Consider the following 22051-nt stretch of genomic DNA (forward strand, 5'->3'; position numbering starts at 1 on the left):
CAACAAGCTCGCCTGACGCTTTTATTTCACTGTGCCTTTTACGCCGTGGGGTTCAGCACGCTGATACTGTACAGGCACATTTACCGCGCCCTGCAACGTGGCCGCCGCATGCCACGGCCAACGCGGGTCGTACAGCACGCCTCGCGCCAGCGCAATCAAATCGGCCTCTTCGTGTTGCAAGATATCCTCGGCGTGTTGCGGTTCGGTAATCAAGCCAACAGCGATCACCGGCATTTTCGTATGCTGGCGCAGGGTTTTCGCAAACGGCACCTGGTAACCCGCTTTCACGTTGATACTTTGCAACGGTGAAAGACCGCCGCTGGAAACGTGGACATAATCGCCGCCCGCCGCCTCGACTTTTTCCGTCAGCACCGCCGTTTGCTCGACATTCCATCCCCCTTCTACCCAATCGGTGGCCGAAACACGAATACCGACCGCCACGGAATCCGGCACGGCATCGCGCACCGCGCGGAACACCTCAAGCGGATAACGCAGACGGTTTTCGAGGCTGCCGCCGTACTCATCATCACGCTGATTGGAAAGCGGCGAGAGGAATTGATGCAGCAAATAGCCATGCGCCGCGTGAACTTCGATGACCTCAATACCCAGTTTCACCGCGCGCAGGGCGCTGTCGACAAAGCGCTGTTTAACCCGCGCCAGGTCTTGCGTGGTCATCGCGTGTACCGGGCGTTGCGAAGGTTCGTAAGGCAGCGCGGAAGCAGATAACGTTTCCCAACCTCCCTCTTCAAGTGAGAGCTGTTTGCCGCCCTGCCAGGGCGCGCTGACAGAGGCTTTGCGCCCTGCGTGGCCTAACTGAATGCCAATCTTAATCGGCGAATAACGGCGAATATCCTCCAGCACGACGCGCAGCGCGTCTTCGGTGGCATCGTCCCACAACCCCAGATCTTGCGGGGAGATGCGCCCTTCCGGTTCGACAGCCGTGGCTTCGATGATCAGCAAACTCGCCCCCGATAACGCCAGGTTACCCAAATGAATGCGGTGCCACGCTGTCGCTTTCCCCGCCTCGGCGGAGTACTGACACATCGGCGCAATCACGATACGGTTATCCAGCGCAACGCGACCGATGCTGACTTCTGAAAATAATTTACTCATTTCTCATCCTTATTCGGCTTTGCTAATCACTGTTCCTGACAGCACTCAACGGAAAAGATTGGGAAGAAACTTTCAGCCAATAACCCTGGCTTGTCTTTGGCGGGACGTGCCCTATTTGCCCTTTTACTTTTGCTAACTCAATGAAATATCTCATAGGAGTACGGCGTAATCCTGGCGGCTGACCTCGCTAAAACCGCCGATCAAAGACGTCGCACAAACATCCTGATAATGCGCATCGCTCACCAACTGCCGCAGCGCATCCCTGATGCTTTCAAGCGTAGCGGCTGATGTTTGTTGCGCAGTGATAAGCGGTAATCCTGGGGTTAACGGGCTTTGGCCGATCACCGCCAGCCCCTGCAATACCGAAGGCGTATGGCGTTTTAGCAGCGCCCAGGTCACACAATCTATCGCCGCGATATCGGCCCTGTTTTGCGCCACATCAATGAGGGATTGCCGATGGCTACCGCTAATATGCAGCGCCGCGAAAAAGGATTCAGCATTCGGTAATTGCGCCACCATTTTGCGCAGCGCGTGATAGCCGGATTGCGAATCTTCGGCATTGCATACCGCACGATGAGCGCGAAAATCCGCCAGCGTTTTATGATGATCGTCCTCGCGCACCACCAGCCAACTGCAATAGCAGAAACCTTCACAACCGGGCGCCAGATAGTGAAAACACCCTACCGTCTGCACGTGTGTGAGTTGGGTAACCAGCGGGTAACCGCACGTTTGGCTGAGCAACACATCGCTGCGTTGCCAGTGCGCCTTCAGGTCATCGTGCGGCCAAATTTGCTCGACCGGGAGACCTCTGATTGCCAGCAAATCGCGCAACGCATCGCCTAAGGCGACTGTATCCGGGCGCCAAAGATCGTACATCGGCAACGCAATTTTATTCGTTGCGAGAGTTGAATCCGGGGTGTGCATTCACGTCCACCGCTTTGTACCAATACCGTCGTAACCATTCACTATAGCCGCGAACCAAAAAGCCGCTATTGCGCTGCTGGTATGCGGCTTTATCACGCAGGTAAACCGTGCGTAATCCGTACCACGGCACGCCGGGCAGATCGTGATGAATAGCGTGATAATTCAGGTTGAGAAACAGAATGCGCCACGGCAGCGCGGCCTCATTGATCACCGAGCGCGCAAGCGGATCGTCGGCGGCGCGGTGTTCCAGAAAAGAGCGGATTTTGGTGATCGACAGCGCCGGGTAACTGACGCCCAGTACAAACCACAGCAGCGGAAAATCACAATGGGCGATCCACGTGAACGTCGCGCCGAGCAGCACAGCGTGTACCAGCCACATCGCTATCGCTTTAGGTTGCCGCTGGCGAAACGCAGCGATCATGCCAGCCAGTAGTTGCACAATATCCAACAGCGGGGCCAGTAATAAACGGCCAGGAAAGGTATTGCGCAGTTGAATAATCCGGCGCTGCCAGCGCGTCAGGTTTTGCCAGTGCCGGGTCGAGAAATAATACGATTCCGGATCATCATCCGGCTCGGTTAATAAGTGCGTGCGGTGGTGAGCGAGATGGGAATCGCGATAGACACCATAAGGGTACCAAACGGCTAACGGCATCACGCCGAGCAGTTGATTGAACCACGGCAACCGCGTGGGGTGACCGTGGATCAATTCATGCTGGACGGACAAATACCAAGTGGTGAAGAGGATCAGCAACCCGCTTGCAGGCAGTAAACCCAGCGTTTTCCAGCACGCCAGGGTGGTAAACCAGCCGCCATAAACGGTGACTATCACCAGCCATGTCGGCAGTTCACTGCGCCAAAGCCAGCTACGGGATAACTGCACAACCGCCGCGCGTTGCTGCTGATTCAACCAGGCTGAACGGTTTGTTGTCATTTATATACACACTCGCTGCTTTCTCTCTTCGCAGCCACGATGTGAGAGAAAGCAGGAAATGACAAAGGATTTAAATGGCGGAGCTATTGCGCGAAATCGCTAAGCGCGCCGCGCTTAGATTTGCGCCATACCGCCGTCAACAAACAGTTCAGCGCCGTTAATAAAACTGGCGGCATTCGAGGCGAGAAACGCCACCACTTTACCGATCTCTTGCGGTTCACCCAGGCGCCCCAACGGAACCTGCGCGGCAAGGGCGTCGAACAATCCCTGGCGTTGATCGTCTGCGACCAAACCCCCTAACCCTGGCGTGCGCACCGGACCTGGGCTGACCACATTGACGCGGATACCGCGCGCTTTGAGATCCAACGACCATGAACGGGCAAAGTTGCGCACCGCGGCTTTGCTAGCGCTATACACGCTGAAACTGCTGGTGCCCATCACCGAGGTGGTGGAGCCGGTCAACACAATCGACGCGCCATCGACAAGCAGCGGCAAGGCTTTTTGCACCGTAAACAGCACACCGCGCACGTTGGTGGCGAAAATGCGGTCGAAATGCTCTTCGGTGATAGCGCCCAGCGGCAGCATGTCTCCGCCGCCCGCATTGGCGAACAAAATATCCAGCCGCCCTGCGCTTTTGGCGATTTGCGCGTACACCGCATCAAGATCGGCCATCACCGACGCGTCGGCGCGGATCCCCGTGGCGCGGGCGCCAATCTCGTTCACCGCCGCATCAAGTTCTGCCTGACGGCGCCCGGTGATAAACACGCGCGCGCCCTGCTCTGCCAGTTCTTTCGCGGTCGCCAGACCAATGCCGCTTGTGCCGCCCGTCACCAGGGCGATTTTTTCACTTAAGGGTTGGTTCATGTTGTGTTCCTTTATTGTTCGGATTAAGGGATGCACCTGCGGCATTACGGGCTGCCGTCTCAGGTATGGCGGTACTGTAACGCTGGCGTTTTTATTGAAAAATAGTGAAAAATTAAAATGACTATTCACCACAGTGTATAATCGCCCTCTCTTAAACCGAGGAAATCGCATGGATCAGTTACTGGCCATCCGGGCTTTTGCCCGGGTAGTGGAAGCGGGAAATTTTACGCGCGCAGCGGATTCGCTGAAGATGCCCAACGCAACGTTGAGCAAGCTGGTGCAGGAGCTGGAAGCGCATTTGGGAGTACGTTTGTTGCAACGCACGACGCGCCGCGTGACGGTGACGCCGGAAGGCCGCGACTATTATGAAAAAACCGCCCGCATCCTGTGCGATCTGGAAGATATCGACAGCGCTTTTACCGCCGCACGCAGCAAACCGCACGGCCAGTTGCGTATTGATGTAGGCGGCTCCACCGCACGTGATGTGCTGATCCCGACATTGCCGGATTTTCTGGCGCGCTACCCGGATATTCGCATCGATTTGGGCGTTTCCGATCGTTCGATCGATTTGATTAGCGACAATGTGGACTGCGTGATCCGTGGCGGCCCGCTGGACAACTCCTCGCTGATTGCCCGTAATATTGGCTTTGCGACATTGATTACCTGCGCGACGCCAGAATATTTGAAAACATTCGGCACGCCCGCGTACCCGGAAGAGCTGAAAAATGGTCATCGGCTGGTGAGTTATTTATCGCCGCAAACGGGCAGAGCCGTGCCTTTTCGCTTTGTGCATAATGGCGAAAAAACAGAAATTAAAGTGGATCACCGAATTGGCGTTAACGAAAGCAATGCGCATTTAGCCGCCGGGCTAGCCGGGTTAGGCATTATCCAGACGTTTACTTATGCGCTTGATGACGCATTGAAAGCCGGAACATTAGTAGAAATTCTTCGTGAGTGGCGCCCCACACCTTATCCATTCCATGTGGTTTACCCGCAAAACCGCCACGTTACGCACCGTTTGCGGGTGTTTATTGACTGGTTGCTGGAAAGCTTTCCAACGAATATCAACAAAAATGCGTAGCAGGATAATAACCCCCATTATTGATAATTAACTTCCTGCGCTTCGTTGAGTGGTCAACTGAGAATATTCTCAGTTACGCCGTATATAAACGAAATTTTCTGTGGCTTATTGTGCTGTCATCTTCATTCTCATCATGGGGGAATGTTTAAACAAAGATTTAGCGCTGCTGAAATCGAACGCACAGATTTCCCGCGGTTATTTCTTTATAGTTTCTTAAGCATTAACTAACGCTTCAGTTAAAAATAACCCTTAAATGATACGGCCTTTACCAATGTAAAGTGTTACTAAATTTCTTATTGCGTGATAACTATGAACTCATAGGGTTGCAATTCCCTCACGCTATTTGCTAAAACGTATAATCCTAAGTTGATTTTTATGTCGTTATCACTAAAAATTAATTCCGAAAGATTTTCATTTACCCGCACACGGAGTGACGCCATGTCAGAAGCACTTAAATCACTTAATAACATTCGCACCCTGCGAGTTCAGGCCCGTGAAGTTACACTTGAAACGCTTGAAGAAATGCTTGAAAAATTGTCAGTGGTTGTTGAAGAACGCCGCGAAGAAGAATCTTCTTTACGTAAAGAACAAGAAGAGAAAGAAGCCAAACTGGCCGCATTTCGTCAAAAACTGCTGGATGAAGGTATCGACCCAACCGAACTTTTATCCTCGTTAAAAGGACAAGCGACGAAATCCAAATCCGTTCGTGCGCCTCGCCCTGCTAAATATAAGTATATTGACGAAGATGGCACCGAAAAAAGCTGGACCGGCCAGGGCCGTACACCGAAAGTGATCGCTAAAGCACTGGAAGATGGTAAAAAACTGGAAGATTTCGCCATCTAACATTCGGGGGCGATGAATATATCGCCCTGCTTTTCCCCCCGTCGCTACATCATATTTCCTTTAGGATTATTGCTTACAGACTGCATGGTTCAGCCATATCTCAAATAACACGCAGCACAACGATTTTTAATAGAACCGGGTAATAACGGGTTATAACGTTAACGCTACCATCGGATCGCCGGAGCGCGAACGCGGTTTTTCACTCACCTGTAATGCACGCCACGTCTCGCTATTTGTAATAATCACCGGGGTTACCGGGTCATAACCGGAAGCCTGAATGCCAGCAAGATCAAACGTCAGCAGCAACTGACCTTGTTTCACCTCATCGCCCTCTTTGACCTGCACGGCAAAATAGTTTCCTTCCAGATGCACGGTATTAATGCCGACATGAATTAAGATCTCCGCCCCCGCCTTTGAAGAAATGCCTATCGCATGCCCGCTGGCAATTGTGCTGGCGATATATCCATCAACGGGCGAATAAACGCGCCCTTCGTCCGGAATAATCGCAAAACCAGGCCCAACGATCCCGGTTGAAAAAACATCATCATTCACTTCACAAAGCGGGATCAGTTCACCTGAGATCGGCGAGATAATGGGTTCTGACGTGTCAGAAACCGGTTTCGGCATCGCCCGTTTGCGTTCAGGGGCATTATTTTCTTCATACACTCGCAGCGTCGGCAAAGGCGGCATCGTCCGCTCATCAAATCCCACACTTAGCGTTAATGCGAGGCTAAAGATAAATGCGAAGGTGCATCCCATAATAAAACCGAAAAATCCTTCGCCATAAAAAACAGGTAATGTCAGTAAGCCAGGTATGCCTATTGAGATAGCGGAACTTTTCGCGTAGCCGACCACACCTCCGCCAAATGCGGCAGCAATGACCGCACAGATAAACGGTTTTTTCAGCCTTAACGTCACACCGTAAATACCCGGTTCGGTAATGCCAAATAGCGAAGCAATTAAGGCGTTGCTCGCCAGCGACTTCAATTTTTTATTCCCGGTGCGCAACCGCACCGCCAGCAGCGCGCCGGAAAGGGCAAATATCGACGGGGCAGCGGCGGCTTTCAGGAAACTTTGGCCCATCACGGAAATATCGTTGAGAAACACCGGGACGGATCCCCAGTGAAGGCCAAAAAGGATCAACATCGGCCAGGCGGCGGCCATCAACGCGCTGGCGATAATCGGGCTGACGTTATAAAGCGTCGCAAGCAGCCAGGCGACAAACTGACTGATGCCGCCTCCCAGCGGGCCGATGACCAGTAGGGTGAGCGGCACCATCAGCGTCAGCAGAATAAAAGGTGTCACCAGATCGCGCACATGTTCATGAATGCGCCCACTCAACCATTGCTCAATAAACGACATCAACCAGACGCTAAAAATAATCGGCAGCACCGAGCCGGTATATTTCATCACCACCACCGGCAGGCCAAACAAAGTTACTCGTTGGCCGGACTCGAACAACCCGACAATAGTGGGATAAACCAACACGCCTGCGACAGCGACGGCGACATAAAGATTGGTGTTAAAGTTGCGCGCGCAGGTCATCGCCAGCAGGATGGGCAGAAAATAGAACACGCTGTCCGACGCGGCATGCAGAATAATCGCAGTGCTCAGTGTGCTGTTCAGCCACCCCGCCGCGATCATCATCGCCAGCAGACCTTTTAGCACCCCGGCCGCCGCCATCGCGCCTAATAATGGACTGAAAATCGCCATCACCAGCGCAATACATCGCCCCGCAAAGGAATTGCTGTCGATGGGCTGCGGCTGCGCCGGCACGGTTTTTCCATCATCAAGTAAGCCGGAAATCACACCAAACGCGCGATACACACGCGTTATCCGATTGCCCACCACCACCTGCAACTGCTCGGGTCCATTGACCACGGTAATCACGCCATCCAGTGCCGCAAGTTCGGCCAGCTTCACTTTACTGCTGTCGACAATTTTGAAGCGCAAACGCGTCGCGCAATGAACCACCGCCGCGACGTTACTCTCCCCACCCACCAGCCGCAGAATATTTGCCGCCAGCACGTTGCAATTGATCATGCCACCTCCTTTTTCACAAACGACAGGAATTCGTCGAATGTCGCCTGTATCCGTTGGCTCGTCATAAAAAGCGGTCAGTGCGCAATAGCGACGACCACTTTCAAATTAATCATCCCAGGGCCGCCCAGGTTGCCACGCCGGGAAAATGGCAAAAAAAAACCTGATTCCCGCGCAGCCTTCATGGTGCTGTTCGGGAATCAGGTTTCGCTCGAGTTATCGATGACGACCCTGGGAGCTTATATACGAATCAAACTGTGATGAAAATCATGAACAACAGACGCAAAAATAGCACCGTCTTGATGAAGGTTTCCCGCGTCGGGATTTATCTCATCGAGGCGGTGATATTTATAAATCTGCTTCTAATGCGTCCTGAATAGCGTCTGCAAGCGTCGCGACTTCCTGCGCGACATTACGTAAATCCATCTGGCTACGAATACCGGCATTGGCCGTGGTTGCTGAAACAGCGGCTTTTGAAATTTCCAGCGCCGCCTGTACAGCCAGTAAACGTTTTCTATTTTCTACGGCATCATTGCCCGTCGCTTCGTCAAGATCAAAATACCCTTCTAACATTGTGTTCTCCTTAGGGTTTAACAACTCTTCGCGGGATATAACAGCATCGGCCAGCACTATAAGCAATCACAACCGTATTTGGAATTATTGAAAGCACTAATTTCGTCAGCGGTATTCGCACGAATAAAGCTTAAAAAGAATAAAAAAAAGCCGCTCAAACGGAGCGGCATAAGAACACCATCAGGGATAATAAGGTTAATGATGATAGCTATTTAAAACATAGCTTTAGCCTGAGATTTTGCTAACAAATGAGATTTATCCTGGCGGATTGACGTTAATACAAACAATAGCGAACGTCGCGGGGGGAATTTGAACGTTTGTCTAAATAGTAGGCATAAAAAAGACGTCAATTGACGTCTGATTATTTCGAAATGGTACGCCCTACAGGGTTCGAACCTGTGACCTACGGCTTAGAAGGCCGTTGCTCTATCCAGCTGAGCTAAGGGCGCATTTCGCGAAAACCCACTGTTGAGGTGGAAACGCGTGGAATTATACGGTCAGCGCCAGGTGAGTCAATGTATTTTCGGCTGGTTGCTTGCTAAGTGAACGACCGCGCACATTTTCGCGACATTCGCCTCTGTCCCCTGCGCCCTCGCCTACGCCATCGGCTTATCTCTGCCTCTCTTCTTGGGAAATATCCCATGCTCCTTTAAGTATCTGTACCTATCTCTGCGCGCTTGCGGTTGTGAGAATGGCGCCATTAATGGGAGGCATAAAACATGACGGGCGGCGTTTCTGCGCCGCTGGCACTCGTCAGGATCGATAAGTGTTTTAGCCGGAATGTTGAAATACGTTGGCGAGGGAAAAATGCGAAAACGTATCCGTAGGGAAAAATATCGTTGTGATAAACCCACTCATCGGGTTTTACCTTATCGGGGCACTACGCCTCCGCTCTTCGATTCGCTCGAGCAGCTAATGCAGCAGCTCAGTTTCGCACTGCCGGAATATATGATCAGCCAGACGTTAATCTCTACCGATCATTTTCTGAGTTATGCCTGGAGCTGCTGTCTGTTTTCTGGAAAACGCAACGCTGTATTTCCATCGCTGGAAATGGCGCATCATCAGTTGGGCGAACCCCATTTATCCCATTTAATTGTGGATATGGAGAGCCTGACCACGTCGCGGCTTCGCGCGCTTGAAACCTTACGCCAGCCCTGCCTGTGCAATCGCGGCCTGCAAATTTATTTATTAGCCGCGAAAAGTGACCCGGCGCAGATTAATTTTCTGCGCGCGGCAGGGCCGTTTCATGTTATTGCCCGCGATCTTTCCGTTATTCCGTTTCGTCAGGCGTTATTGATCCCGCCGGAACGCAGCATTCATGAGCCTTTATTCCCGTCAACGGAGTGGAAAATCCTCTCTTCGCTGGCGCAAGGGCTGACGATGAAACGTATCGCTCGCCAGCTTAATCTTCCTTATCATCGCGTTGTTTATCGTCTCAATACGCAGCTAAAACAGCTTGGCTTGCCTGATCGGCAAAGTCTCATTCATCTTTTGCATCGCCTCACGCTTGACAGGAATCAGCAAATGGCATGAACAACATTGTTATTCTTCTGTTCTGTTTCTAAAAAAGCAGGATCAGCACCGCTTAGTTAAAGCTTCTTTCACAGAAAAGTAACAATTAAAACTAATCCTGGCCGCCGAAGGGGATGCTCCAAATCCCCCCGGCGCCGCCTGATAGCTCACTTTCGTCTCATCCCACTGTTACACAATGCGTGTTACCTACATTTAACAGACTCAAAACAATTAGCCTGTTATTTTGTTTTGCTCGTCGAAAAAATGATAAGTCCCCAAAACGCCAAAAAATAATAATAGATAGATTCGAATATCTTCGTTAGGCTTTTTCCTCGCAGAACTTCATATTGAGAAACATACCTTGCTAACTCATAAGACCTCTCCACGGAAACTTCCCAGGTATAATTGATCTAGCTCATTAACCGATACGTCATTTCTCTTACGTTAATACGAAACTGATATCCCCCACATTCGCAGTCTGCGAGTGGCAATAAATTAGCAAACAAGGATGCTAGCCGTTTTTCCATGGAACTATTCTGCGTCACAGTAAACGTAAATTTAAATTAATCGTTTCAACGTCTGTGGCACACCTGCGTAGACGAGGCATAAAAAAAACAATCAGAGGCATAAAAAAAATGAAACCAGCTTCCGTTATTATTATGGACGAACATCCTATCGTCAGAATGTCGATAGAAGTTCTGCTCGAGAAAAATGAAAATGTAAATGTGGTTTTGAAAACCGATGACAGCCGCTGCGCGTTAGATTTGATCCGGGCGCAAGCCGTTGAACTGGTTATTTTGGATATTGAGCTACCTAAAACGGATGGCTTCACATTATTGCGTAAAATCAAAGCGATACGTGAAGAAGTTAATGTCCTTTTCTTGTCATCAAAATCGGAATCTTTTTATGCAGCAAGAGCTATCCGCGCCGGTGCTAACGGCTTCGTCAGTAAACGAAAAGATCTAAATGATATTTATAACGCGGTAAAGATGATTCTTGCCGGTTACTCTTTCTTTCCCTCTGAAACACTCAACTACATAAATCACCCAGGTAAACGCAAAGGAGAAACCCGTGATATGCCATTATCAAACCGGGAAGTGACGGTATTACGTTATCTGGCTAATGGTTTTTCCAACAAAGAGATTGCGGAACAACTCATTCTCAGCAACAAAACAATCAGCGCTCATAAGTCGAATATTTTTTCAAAATTAGGCGTCCATACCATCGTTGAGTTGATCGATTACGCCAAAGCCCATGAACTGCTATAAAAAATAGCCCTGGAGAACGTTTTCGGGATATTTTTTATGGCCGAGTAATTACTTAATCAACTAATAATAATTAAGGGTAAATGTTGCATCGGATTTAGCGATCCCCGGTGTCGGATTATCAACCAGCGCAATGTAGTTAGCGTAAAAGTGCAATACCGTATTTCCGTTTTTGTCCACCGGGATAGCCTGGCTGGCGGCTTCCAGCGCTAAGGACACTCGGTTGCCATCGCGCAATTCAATCGCCACTTTTTGCGCCATCACACTATCACTGAGCGCCAGCAACCCCGTACTGCTGGCCTTCTTCCCCGAAAAAGTTATTGAGGCGCTGCCCGGCGGGCACCCTTTCAACCGCAGGCTAAACGGCACGGGCGGCGTGGTGCTCCCTGCCGTTTTCAGCTGTTTTGTCGGCCAGTGCCCTAAATCCACCGTCTTATTACTGTCACTGCTCACGACAGAACAAGCGATATTCACCACCGTAGCGCGCAACTCAATGTTGATGTCAGCCCACGCCGGGCTGAAGTACCCTGCAAGCAGCATGAGATAACGTAATGTGCTCAACTCAGCGCGCGTCTCAGTCATATTCCACCCGTAAATATCCCCGCGCGTGGAACGGCCCGGCGGCGGGTTTGTTGCCGGTGACGCTCACCGGCCATGCGCGGATCCCCACGGTTGCTCTGGCAGTACGGTCAAGCAGAAACACCACTTTGCTGTGGAGATTGTTAGGCGTAAAAGGCTGCCCTTGGCTGTTGGCGACCATAAAACCCAGGTCCGGGTTATCGGACACCATGGTTTGCCCGGAGACATTTTCCGCTTCAAGCCGGAGGGTGATCGTTGCCTGCGCGGCAACATTGGTGCATTGAATGGTCAGGGTTTTCGTTTGCGGCGTAACGCCCTGCGGGCGATGTCCTGCGCCCGCCTCACTGAATAACGCCGCGTTAATGTCGCCGAAGTTGAACGCCACCAGTTGGCCCGCATTCACTTCGCAACGCTGTGGCACATCGATTACGCCGCTGTAGCTGATGGTATAGACCGGCGTCGTCAGCGGATCCGTCAGACTGGTTGTGACATAGACGGTGAACAAGGTCTGGCGCGGCAATGTGACCCGGTTCATAAACTGCCGCGTAACCCTGAGCTTCAAGATCAAATGCGAATCCCTCAGCTCAAAGGGTTGCTGCTTTGACACATTGGGATGCTCCCCCATGCGCACATAGTGAGCTGGCGGGTAGAACTCCCCGGCGTAGCTGTCGCTCAGGCTCATCGCGGCTTGTAGATGCTCATTGATCTGCAAAAATTTATAGCCGTGAGCAATAAACGCCACGGGCAAGTGGCTGACATAGCTCCGGTAGGTATAGTTTGCCCTGGGTCCAGCCGGACAAATAACCTGCACACCGATCCAGCCTGAATTCTCCGAACGAATGATGAGCTTATTTAACTTGTTATTGCTGCCGTTAATCGTGTTCGACAGATCGTAGCTGATATCCGTTGGCGAACCGGTCACATTGGTACACACCACGGCCTGCGCAGGCATCGCGATCAGTAGCAATAGCGCGCCGCAAAGACCTGTAAAGTGTCGCCTCATCGGTTACCCCTTGCGCTCACAGCGCGCGCTCGCCATGGTTACTGCCTGGCGCAGGCTGGAGGCCGGTAACGAGTACGGGGCCACGCAGCGAGAAGGTTCTTCTTCCCCCCATTGCACCAGTAATTTGCCGCGCAATGGCAAGCCGCTTAGATAGGTTTGACCGTCTTCGCCCACCATGCTGGTGACACCGCTTGTGATTTCGCGCACCAATGAACCAAACGGCACCGGTCGGTTGCCGCGCATCACCGTGAGCAACGCCCGCACGCCAATGTGGGTATCGAAGTTGGCCCGCACCAGCGCGCCTTGTGTCGGTACCACGTTGCTGACGCTGCTTTCCACATCGGTGTTGTGGTTCATGGTTTTTGTATCAAGCGCGATACGGTTATAGCGGTACACCGTGGCGTAGGGCATCACGGCATAGCCTCGCCAGTCGGTGACTATGCCGGTCTGGTTTTCGACCCGCACACCGCGCGCGCCCGGCGCTTTGATCAGCACATTGGTATCGCCAAGCGGTTGGCTGAAGGTAACGCCATCGGCATGGGCGACGACGCCGCCGCCGAGCTGCCAGTTGTACTCATGCTGGGTTTTGTCGTAGTTATACCCCATGCTCAGCGCGCCCCAGGCCGCCTGCAAGTGCGTGCTGGCGCTACCGCTGTAACCATTGGTGCTGCTGCTTCCCTGGTTGACGTTGTAACTCAGGTTGCGGCCTTCGAGCAGCGTACCGCCAATGCCGCTCTGCCAGCTGTTTTGCCCGTTGCTGTTGCGGTTGGCATTGAAGCGGACATACACGCTGTTATGGCTGGGGTTGAATGCACTCAACGGGACTGACACATTGAGCGCAGCGATTTGTTCAGCACCGCTGAAGCCTGGCGACTGGCTCCAGGACCAGGAAAGCGAGTAGCTGATACCGTGCCAGGCGTCGGCGTACCCCACCTGGAACCAAAGATTCGCGTTGTTGTGATTCCAGTATGTTTGCTGGCTACCGGAGATATACAGCGAGCCGTAATCGGCGAAGTTATGCGTAAGATTTACCTGTAAGCGTCGTTTCTTGTTGTTGCTGAGATTGTGATAGTCGCGGATCACCTGCTCGCCGTTACTGTTCTCGTCATATTCATACCCTTCCATGTTGCGGTAAGCGACATCACTCAGCGTATAAAATCCCTGCGTGGAGTAATGCCAGGCCAACAGTTGAATGTGCGTATCGTATTGACTGAGTGATTTGGCATACATAAAACGCAGCGCCTCGCCCTGGTGCGTGCTGTCGTCCGTCAATTGGCTGCGCGCATGGGTCACATCAAACGACAGTGCGCCCAACTCGCCGAGATTTTTGCCCACGCCTGCGGCAAACGCCTTATAGCGCCCGGCAATTTGTGTCCCGCCATAGACGGTGTAACCGCGCGGCAACCCGCCAATAATCGTGCCCTGCGCGAAGAAGGGAGAGTCTTGTTGATCGTTGCCACTGCGGTAATCCCCCGCCATCAGGTCATATTTGATGCGCCCTTCGCGCTGCAACAGCGGCACGGTGGCATACGGCACCGTGTACTCTTGTACGCTTCCGTCTTTCTCTTCCACGGTGACGTCAAGATCGCCACTGGATGAGCTCTGATTCAGATCGGTAACGGCAAACGGCCCGGCGGAAACATAGCTCTGATAAATGACAAAACCGTTCTGGCGGATCGTAAGCTGGGCTGGCGTGCGGGCAATCCCGCGCACCGTTGGTGCATAGCCTTGCAGGCTGTCGGGGTACATCATGTCAGCGGAAAAGAGACGCAGACCGCGAAACCCGAGGCTGTCGAACAGCTCATTGCTGGTATTACTGTCGCCCGCCACCAGCTCGCTTTTCAGCGGTACAATCGCGCGCTGTAGCCAACTGGCAATGTTTTTCCAGCGATGCGCGTGATTACCGTCGCCGTTAGATGAATTCCATGCGCTGTCGTTTCGCAACCGCCATGGGCCGTAATTCAGCCCGTTTTGCAGGTTCAAAAAATAGCTGTCATTAGCGCTGCTGCGGCTGCCGGTAAAGGTGTAATTCAGCAGCGCGGCGGGAATGCCGTCATCCCACTCTTCCGGCGGAATATCCCCCCGCGCGCGGTTGTGCATCGCGGCCTGCGGCAAGTTGATATCCAGACGCATTGCTGAGAAATAAAACGTGATCTCGGCGCCGGGGATCGCCTCGCGCAGATCAATACAGTCGCCCTGCACTGACGTGGCGAGCGCCGGGAAAGCCTGCACATTCACGCCAAGCCGCTTGACCTCGCTCAGGCTAAAACAGGGGCTTAACCCGCCTGATGCTCCCTGCGCCGCAGCGTGCTCGCTGGTGTCAAAACGCTGATCCTGGGTGGCGATAAATTCGTTATTTCGCCAGATATCCACGCGATAAACGCCAGGCGACTGATGACCTTTTTCGAAGCGTGACAAGTCCGCGACGCCTGCGGTATCGGCGGACAAAAATGCCGGATTGAAGTAGCGTTCAGCACCGCTCACCACTGGGTAAAAAGCCGCCAAAACTGAGAACGCGAGCCGACCGGGAGAGAAAAATTGGGGGGGAAGAATCATGGCTTTTTTCGCCCACATCATTGGGGCAAGCTGGCGGTTTTCATTGCCGTCAACGCACCGTGATCATTGACCGTCTGAAAAGTCACGCCGCCTCGCGCATTCGCCGGGAGCATTATCTGGGTACTGTTTTTCGGTGCCACCATGATGTTGTCTATTTTTTGGTGGTTGATGTGCACATTCACCAACGAGATGTAATAAGCAGAGGGATTGGTGATTTTCAGGTGGTTAGCCACGCGGGAAAATTGCAGTTGTTCCGGCGCATCCTTCGATGTACCGGGCAAACCTTGCGGGCGCACAAACAGCTTGATGCGCGAGAGGATGGCGAGGTTAAGGACATTTTTCCCCGCGCCTTGCTCTTTTTCTATCGACGGGATCGCTTTCACGTTCATCCAGAACAGGGATTCGCGATCGGTAGGCAGCGCTTTTCCGGCATAAATAATACGCAATGTGTTTTCACTTTTCGGTTCACTGACAAATAAGGGTGGCGTCACTACAAAGGTTTTTTCTTTTTCCCCACGTTCATTTTCAATCCATGAATTAATCAAAAAACGTGCGCGGCTATCGCTGTTATTGATAGCGAGCGAGGTTTGTTTAGCCTGTGCCGGATAAATAACCCGGGTGGCCCCTAAGGCAATTCCACCGTCGGCTTTTACAGGCAGTGCAATAATCATTAAAAAGCCAATACTCCAGCCCAATTTAATAAACGAATTCATGGTGAAAATGACTCTTTTATTCAAGGTGATAACCAGAAAAATAAAGCAGGGATAAGCAGACATCAGGAAATAAGCGCTCCGTAACCCGCGTTACCCCTGCCTTTCAATGTTCACTCATATTTCATAATAAACGTGGCGTCAGCGTTCGCCTGGCCTGCCGTTGCCGTTGCCGCCGTCGCTTTGTAGCGCGCCGAGAAGCGTAGCGTATTGGTACCACCAACCAGCGGCTGCGTATTCGAGAAGGTCGCGCCGTCAGGCTTCAGCGGCTTTGAGGTGGCATCAAGGATTTCAATACCCACGCCGGTGGCGGAAGCGCCGTTGTTGACCGAAGAGAGGGATAGCAACGAGGAATCTCGCGCGTCTGCCCGGCCGGAAAACGCAACGGACGCCGTCGAAGCAATGCTTTGATCGCACTCGTTCACTATCAGGCTGAACGGCACTGACGGCGTGGTATCGCCGATTTTGGTAAAGGTCGAAGTGCGATAGAAGCCAAGCTGCACGGTCTGGGTTCCGGATCGCGTGCTGAGCGCGCAAGCACCATGCACCAGTTCACCTTCGAAATGAACATTACCGCCGCTGATATGCACCGGTTCGGCGGCCTGTATTGCCCCCGAAGTCAGGATAAAACTTGCGGCAATAGAAAGGGTCGTTAATTTATTGTTCATGAGTATTCCTCGTAATATGCGCATTCGGTTTCGACATTCCGCCAAAATCCGGTAATGACAGATGGCACGGAATGCCGGAGAAACTTATCTTCTTCCCGAAAATATTCTGTAAAAGAGCGTCCTTTCGCCCTATTTACCCATTCAGTGGAAATACGAAATCATTGTTCTCTTCAGGCATAACGATGTACTGCCCAAATAAAATAGCTGTATGGTGAATATTTAAATATCCGTGAATACTGCAATTTCCCTAAGCGGTTTCTTAATGGGACATAAGAAATAGCCTTGTGTGATTTTATTTCTGTCCGGAAAAATATGCGCTCATCCCGCATGGGCGCGGGCCTCACCTCGCATTTCCTGGGGGTGATGAATTGTTGAGATTTTGTTAATTTTTATGCGCAGAATGATTTCCTGGTGGTTGCAATCCCCGCCGTGGGCGAAAACCGCAAACGGTAACTGACAGCACGGCGCGCTTCTGACAAAATAGCGCGCATCCCCCTTAGTCGATTTAACAGATGGAATCCTCTCTCTGATGGCAGCAAAGATTATTGATGGTAAAACGATTGCGCAGCAGGTGCGCTCTGAGGTTGCTGAAAAAGTTCGCGCGCGTGTTGCGGCCGGATTTCGCGCTCCGGGCCTGGCGGTCGTTCTGGTTGGCAGCAACCCGGCATCGCAAATTTATGTCGGCAGCAAGCGCAAAGCCTGTGAGGAAGTGGGTTTCATCTCCCGCTCTTACGATCTCCCTGAAACCACCAGCGAAGCAGAACTGCTGGCGCTTATCGACAAACTGAACGCAGATACCGCCATCGACGGTATTCTGGTGCAGTTGCCGCTGCCTGCGGGCATCGACAACGTGAAAGTGCTGGAGCGTATTGCGCCGGATAAAGACGTTGATGGTTTCCACCCTTACAACGTTGGGCGTCTGTGCCAGCGCGCGCCGCGTCTGCGTCCTTGCACGCCGCGCGGCATTGTTACGCTACTGGAGCGTTACAACATTGATACTTTCGGCCTGAATGCCGTGGTGATTGGCGCATCCAATATCGTCGGTCGCCCAATGAGCATGGAACTGCTGCTGGCCGGTTGTACCACCACCGTGACCCACCGTTTCACCAAAAACCTGCGCCAACATGTGGAAAACGCCGATCTGCTGATCGTTGCAGTGGGTAAACCGGGCTTTATTCCCGGTGAGTGGATCAAAGAAGGCGCGATTGTGGTTGATGTCGGGATTAACCGGCTGGAAAACGGCAAAGTGGTTGGCGATGTAATTTATGAAGAAGCTGCCGCGCGCGCGGCGTATATTACGCCAGTGCCGGGAGGCGTTGGCCCAATGACGGTCGCCACCCTTATCCAGAACACGTTGCAAGCGTGTGAAGAATATCATGATGTAAAAGGCAATTAAGATGGCAACATTTTCTCTTGGAAAACACCCGCACGTTGAGCTGTGCGATCTGCTGAAACTGGAAGGCTGGAGCGAAAGCGGCGCGCAGGCGAAAATCGCCATCGCCGAGGGTTACGTTAAGGTTGATGGCGTGGTCGAAACGCGCAAACGCTGCAAAATCGTCGCCGGGCAAACGGTGAGTTTTGACGGTCAAAGCTTGACGGTCACCGCATAAGTTTAGATCCGTAGGCCGGGTAAGGCGAAGCCGCCACCCGGCAAAATGCCTGATGGCGGCTTCGCCTTACCAGGCCTACTCAGCCCTTCCCTTTTGCGCGACCCGGCGTTTTGCGCCTCTTCTCCCTGCATTCATCACGGTTTCTGACCGATCAACCTCAAAGAATCATTAATTCCTCTGGCCGAATGTAAAAATTCAGTTGCGGCGCTTTAAGACTTATCTCACGATAAGTAGAACGTTCTACTAAAACGTTCTACTTACTATAACAGCGCGATAAAGAGCGCAACTTCGGGGGAAATCAGCATGAGTCTGATATCAGGGTTTGTTAAATCGCTGTCTAAATTATCGATGATTGGCCGTGCGCTAATGCTGCCAATTTCACTGCTGCCTGCTGCGGGCTTATTACTGGCTTTTGGTGACAAATTCCACCTACCGCTGATGATGAACGCCGGTGGGGTTATTTTCGATAACCTGCCGATGCTGTTCGCCATCGGCTCTGCGGTCGGGCTGGCGTCGGAATCCGGGATTGCGGCGCTTTCCGCCGCCGTTTCGGTATTTGTCACCAACATCACCATCAGCACCATGTTAAGCATCACACCGGAAATGGCCTCCCAGGGCGGTAAATACGCCATGGTCGTCGGCATTCCAACATTGCAGATGGGCGTCTTCGGCGGCCTGATTTGCGGTATTCTCGCCGCCTGGTGTTATAACCGTTTCCATACCATGCAGTTGCCGGAATTCCTCGGCTTCTTCTCCGGTAAACGTTTTGTCGCCATCGCCACGGCGTTTCTGTCGTTTGTCCTCGGCCTGCTGCTGCCGTATGTCTGGCAACATATTCAGGCGGGCATTGATGCGCTGTCCATTATCGTCAATGGTGATAATCAAGCGGCATCGACCTTTATCTTCGGGCTGGTTGAACGCGCGCTGATCCCGCTTGGTCTGCACCATATCTGGTATCCGTCGTTCTGGTACTCGTTTGGCGATTACACCACGCAGGCCGGCCAGGTGATTCACGGCGACCAGACCATCTGGTTCAAAATGCTGGAAGAAGGCGTGAAATCCTTCAGCAGCGACACCTACCAGAACGCCGGGAAATTTATGCAGGGCGAGTTCCCGCTGATGCTGTTCGCACTGCCGGCGGCTTGCCTGGCGATGTACCACGAAGCGCATACGCGCAACAAAAAGATTGCCTTCGGCATCCTGTTCTCTGCCGCGCTGACCTGTTTCCTGACCGGGATTACCGAACCGGTGGAATTCACCTTTATCTTCGTGGCGCCGATCCTCTACGTCTTTAACGCCATCATGGCCGGTCTGGCGTATATGACGATGTACCTGCTGCACGCGCACATCGCCAAGTCCTTCTCCGCCGGGTTTATCGATTACCTGTCGTTCGGCATTCTGCCGTCGTTTAACGGTTACCAGACCAACTTCCTCAATGCGGTGATTGTCGGCATTCCGATGGCGCTGATTTATTACTTCACCTTCCGCTTTGTGATCCGCCGCTTCGATGTGAAAACGCCAGGCCGCACCGAAGTCACCGCCACGGCGAATGACAAAACCGATAGCGAACTGGCAACCGAAATTATTGGCTTGCTGGGCGGCGCGCAGAATATTGATTCCGTCGGGTCGTGCATCACGCGTCTGCGTCTGGAAGTGACGAAGAGCGACATGGTGGATAAAGATGGCCTGAACAGCTTAGGCGCGCGCGGCGTCGTGTTTGTTGGCGATAGCGGCATCCAGGTTATTTTTGGCGCGAGGGCACAGTTTATCGCGCAGACCATGTCCACCATGATCGGCAAATAATAAGATACCAGGTTGGCGCGTCGAACAGGCGCGCCGTTTCAGGGATCTCAGGGAGCAGCATTGAAGAAAGTCAGCATCATTGATGTCGCAAAACAGGCGGGTGTCTCGGTTTCCACCGTCTCGCTGGTGCTACGCCAGAAAGGGAAAATTTCCGATGCGACCATCGAGAGAGTCCACGCGGCAATCACGGCGCTCGGTTATGTCCACAATGTCGCCGCCGCCAACCTGCGCGCCAACACCTCGAACCTTATCGGTCTTATCCTGCGCGATTTCAGCGACAGCTTCTCCATCAAAGTGATGGCGAGCATCGTGCTGGAGCTGGAAAAACAGGGCTATATGGTGTTCCTCGGCCAGCCGCTGAACGATGGCGAACATCTGGAACGCTGCCTGTTGTCGTTTAAACAGCAGGGCGTGGCGGGCGTGATTTACCTTTCCTCAGACACGCGCAGCGTCAGTTTGCCCGCGCAAATTCGCCAGTGTCCGCTGCCGTTAGTCGTGGTGTCGCAATCGTTGCTGGACGAGCAATGCAATCTGGTGATGCGCGATAACCGCCAGGCGGCGAACCTCGCAACCCGCTATTTGATTGAACGTGGCCATCGCAATATCGCCTATATTGGCGGCATCGAAGGGGATTTGATTCGCCAGCAGCGGCTGCTCGGTTTTCGCAGCGCGATGACGCAATACGGCCTGGCGTTGCGGGAAGAGTTCACCCCGGCCTGTAGCGGCGACACCGAAGCGGCAAGTTATGCCACCCGACAACTACTGGAAAAGAACAACACCATTACCGCCCTGCTGTGCCACTCTCCCGATGCGATGATTGGCTCAATTGCCGGGATCCATCACACCGGGCGCACCGTCGGCAAAGATGTGTTTCTCTCGCAGCAGGTCGCGCTGATCGGCTTTGAAGATATGCTGCACGTCAATCTCACCTCCCCGTCGTTCACCTATGTCTCTTCCGCCAGTGAAGAAACCGGGCGCCAGGCCGCCGGGTTGATGATTCGCAAACTGAAAGATCCCGAGTTGCAAACCCAGCGCATTACTCTTTCCGGGCAGCTTATCGCGCGTGAATCCGCGTAATTAACCGCGCCCGACGAAGGGCATGCCGTTCGCCATAATCGTCATTTCCAGCACATTGGTTGTTACCGGCATGGCGGCAATCATGGCGATGGCCTGCGCGACATCCGCCACATCCATCATCTCTTCCGCCTGAATCGAGCCATCCGCCTGATAAACGCCTTTGCGCATGCGCCCGGACATTTCGGTTTCCGCATTGCCAATGTTGATTTGCCCGCAGGCGATATTGAATTTGCGGCAATCGAGAGAGATGGATTTTGTCAGGCCGGAAATGGCATGTTTCGAGGCGGTGTAAGCCGCGCTATATAAACGCGGGGTCATGGCGGATATCGACGCGTTATTGATAATGCGCCCGCCCATTGGCTGCTGATTTTTCATGATTTTGATCGCCTCTTGCGCGCACAAAAAGCTGGCGTGGACGTTGACATTAAACACCCGCAGCCACTCCTCAAAAGGGATCTCTTCAATGGATTTGGCCGGGCTATTGTTACCCGCGTTATTGAATAACACATCCAAGCGACCGGCATCTTTGCGAATGCGGGCAAAAAGCTGTTGTACCGCGTCCGGATCGGCAACGTCGGCCACCACCGGAATAAAGCGTTCAGGAGCAAAGCCCTCCGCACACGCTTTCAGTTGTTCTTCGTTGCGGGCTGCGACAAACACCATATACCCCATTTGATACAGCGCTTTCGCGGCTGCCAGACCGATGCCTTTGCTTCCACCCGTAACCAGTGCAACGTTTGCCATTCTCTTCGCTCCTGATAGTTGATTTGCACGCAAAATCAGCGTGTTTAGCAAACTACACCGTTGTCGGCTGATGTAAATTGTCATCGGCCTAAAAAGCGGCGCGAAAATTCAGGCGTTCTGCCGACGACAACAGTTTCAGATAACAGAGCAGTTCT

The 22051-nt window shown here is 52.6% G+C and carries 20 protein-coding genes and 1 tRNA gene; 8 read left to right on the forward strand and 13 right to left on the reverse strand.

The genetic code is table 11. The features are described from left to right. Positions 1-21 precede the first annotated feature (21 nt). The 4 genes from AAEY27_RS16115 to AAEY27_RS16130 form a co-directional block, all read right to left on the reverse strand. The gene (locus AAEY27_RS16115) at positions 22-1113 is read right to left on the reverse strand and encodes an NADH:flavin oxidoreductase/NADH oxidase (protein ID WP_342321740.1); all 1092 of its coding nucleotides are present in this window, start codon (positions 1111-1113) and stop codon (positions 22-24) included. Between the two features lie 150 nt (positions 1114-1263). Next, the gene (locus AAEY27_RS16120; protein WP_342321741.1) at positions 1264-1989 is read right to left on the reverse strand and encodes a phosphate/phosphite/phosphonate ABC transporter substrate-binding protein; all 726 of its coding nucleotides are present in this window, start codon (positions 1987-1989) and stop codon (positions 1264-1266) included. A 13-nt stretch (positions 1990-2002) separates the two neighbouring features. Beyond that, entirely contained in the window at positions 2003-2968 is a 966-nt protein-coding gene (locus AAEY27_RS16125) for a fatty acid desaturase (protein ID WP_342321743.1), read from the reverse strand. A 114-nt stretch (positions 2969-3082) separates the two neighbouring features. Further along, on the reverse strand, positions 3083-3832 hold the full coding sequence (locus tag AAEY27_RS16130) for an SDR family oxidoreductase (protein ID WP_342321744.1): 750 nt from the start codon (positions 3830-3832) through the stop codon (positions 3083-3085). Positions 3833-4001: 169 nt separating this feature from the next. Between AAEY27_RS16130 and AAEY27_RS16135 the strand changes: the two genes are divergently transcribed. Continuing rightward, complete coding sequence (locus AAEY27_RS16135) at positions 4002-4913, forward strand: LysR family transcriptional regulator (RefSeq protein ID WP_342321745.1); 912 nt, start codon at positions 4002-4004, stop codon at positions 4911-4913. A 438-nt stretch (positions 4914-5351) separates the two neighbouring features. Then, positions 5352-5756: an H-NS family nucleoid-associated regulatory protein gene (locus tag AAEY27_RS16140; protein ID WP_342321746.1), complete on the forward strand. Its 405-nt coding sequence runs from the start codon at positions 5352-5354 to the stop codon at positions 5754-5756. A gap of 150 nt (positions 5757-5906) precedes the next feature. On the opposite strand, the gene AAEY27_RS16145 is transcribed toward AAEY27_RS16140, so the two are convergent. From AAEY27_RS16145 to AAEY27_RS16155, 3 genes are all read right to left on the reverse strand, one after another. Then, positions 5907-7796, reverse strand: coding sequence for a beta-glucoside-specific PTS transporter subunit IIABC (locus AAEY27_RS16145; RefSeq protein WP_342325605.1), 1890 nt, complete (start codon positions 7794-7796; stop codon positions 5907-5909). Between the two features lie 348 nt (positions 7797-8144). Then, the gene (locus AAEY27_RS16150; RefSeq protein WP_342321747.1) at positions 8145-8369 is read right to left on the reverse strand and encodes a hypothetical protein; all 225 of its coding nucleotides are present in this window, start codon (positions 8367-8369) and stop codon (positions 8145-8147) included. A 372-nt stretch (positions 8370-8741) separates the two neighbouring features. Further along, a tRNA-Arg gene (locus tag AAEY27_RS16155) sits at positions 8742-8818 on the reverse strand. A 358-nt stretch (positions 8819-9176) separates the two neighbouring features. Here AAEY27_RS16155 and fimY point away from each other — a divergent pair. Together fimY and fimZ are read left to right on the forward strand one after the other, a co-directional pair. Beyond that, positions 9177-9902, forward strand: a complete 726-nt coding sequence (gene fimY / locus AAEY27_RS16160) for a fimbria biosynthesis regulator FimY (protein ID WP_425294639.1) — start codon at positions 9177-9179, stop codon at positions 9900-9902. Between the two features lie 614 nt (positions 9903-10516). Then, the gene (gene fimZ, locus AAEY27_RS16165) at positions 10517-11149 is read left to right on the forward strand and encodes a fimbria biosynthesis transcriptional regulator FimZ (RefSeq protein ID WP_342321749.1); all 633 of its coding nucleotides are present in this window, start codon (positions 10517-10519) and stop codon (positions 11147-11149) included. 60 nt (positions 11150-11209) lie between these two features. On the opposite strand, the gene sfmF is transcribed toward fimZ, so the two are convergent. The 5 genes from sfmF to fimA form a co-directional block, all read right to left on the reverse strand. Continuing rightward, entirely contained in the window at positions 11210-11686 is a 477-nt protein-coding gene (gene sfmF / locus AAEY27_RS16170) for a fimbria assembly protein (RefSeq protein WP_342325607.1), read from the reverse strand. Between the two features lie 34 nt (positions 11687-11720). Beyond that, the gene (fimH, locus tag AAEY27_RS16175; protein ID WP_342321750.1) at positions 11721-12728 is read right to left on the reverse strand and encodes a type 1 fimbria D-mannose specific adhesin FimH; all 1008 of its coding nucleotides are present in this window, start codon (positions 12726-12728) and stop codon (positions 11721-11723) included. 3 nt (positions 12729-12731) lie between these two features. Continuing rightward, the gene (locus tag AAEY27_RS16180) at positions 12732-15284 is read right to left on the reverse strand and encodes a fimbrial biogenesis usher protein (RefSeq protein WP_342321751.1); all 2553 of its coding nucleotides are present in this window, start codon (positions 15282-15284) and stop codon (positions 12732-12734) included. A gap of 17 nt (positions 15285-15301) precedes the next feature. Then, positions 15302-15997, reverse strand: a complete 696-nt coding sequence (fimC, locus tag AAEY27_RS16185) for a type 1 fimbria chaperone FimC (RefSeq protein WP_342321752.1) — start codon at positions 15995-15997, stop codon at positions 15302-15304. 110 nt (positions 15998-16107) lie between these two features. Beyond that, on the reverse strand, positions 16108-16662 hold the full coding sequence (gene fimA, locus AAEY27_RS16190) for a type 1 fimbrial major subunit FimA (RefSeq protein WP_342321753.1): 555 nt from the start codon (positions 16660-16662) through the stop codon (positions 16108-16110). A 529-nt stretch (positions 16663-17191) separates the two neighbouring features. On the opposite strand from fimA, the gene folD reads away from it, so the two are divergent. The 4 genes from folD (at position 17192) to malI (ending at position 21152) form a co-directional block, all read left to right on the forward strand. Next, complete coding sequence (gene folD, locus AAEY27_RS16195) at positions 17192-18058, forward strand: bifunctional methylenetetrahydrofolate dehydrogenase/methenyltetrahydrofolate cyclohydrolase FolD (protein WP_342321754.1); 867 nt, start codon at positions 17192-17194, stop codon at positions 18056-18058. 1 nt (position 18059) lies between these two features. Then, positions 18060-18272: a ribosome-associated protein YbcJ gene (gene ybcJ, locus AAEY27_RS16200; protein WP_342321755.1), complete on the forward strand. Its 213-nt coding sequence runs from the start codon at positions 18060-18062 to the stop codon at positions 18270-18272. Positions 18273-18575: 303 nt separating this feature from the next. Continuing rightward, positions 18576-20075: a PTS transporter subunit EIIC gene (locus tag AAEY27_RS16205; RefSeq protein ID WP_342321756.1), complete on the forward strand. Its 1500-nt coding sequence runs from the start codon at positions 18576-18578 to the stop codon at positions 20073-20075. Between the two features lie 60 nt (positions 20076-20135). Next, complete coding sequence (gene malI, locus AAEY27_RS16210; RefSeq protein WP_342321758.1) at positions 20136-21152, forward strand: Mal regulon transcriptional regulator MalI; 1017 nt, start codon at positions 20136-20138, stop codon at positions 21150-21152. On the opposite strand, the gene AAEY27_RS16215 is transcribed toward malI, so the two are convergent. Beyond that, the gene (locus AAEY27_RS16215) at positions 21153-21896 is read right to left on the reverse strand and encodes an SDR family oxidoreductase (protein ID WP_342321759.1); all 744 of its coding nucleotides are present in this window, start codon (positions 21894-21896) and stop codon (positions 21153-21155) included. Positions 21897-22051 lie beyond the last annotated feature (155 nt).

It is taken from the genome of Kosakonia sp. BYX6, from assembly GCF_038449125.1.
Classification (GTDB): domain Bacteria; phylum Pseudomonadota; class Gammaproteobacteria; order Enterobacterales; family Enterobacteriaceae; genus Kosakonia; species Kosakonia calanthes.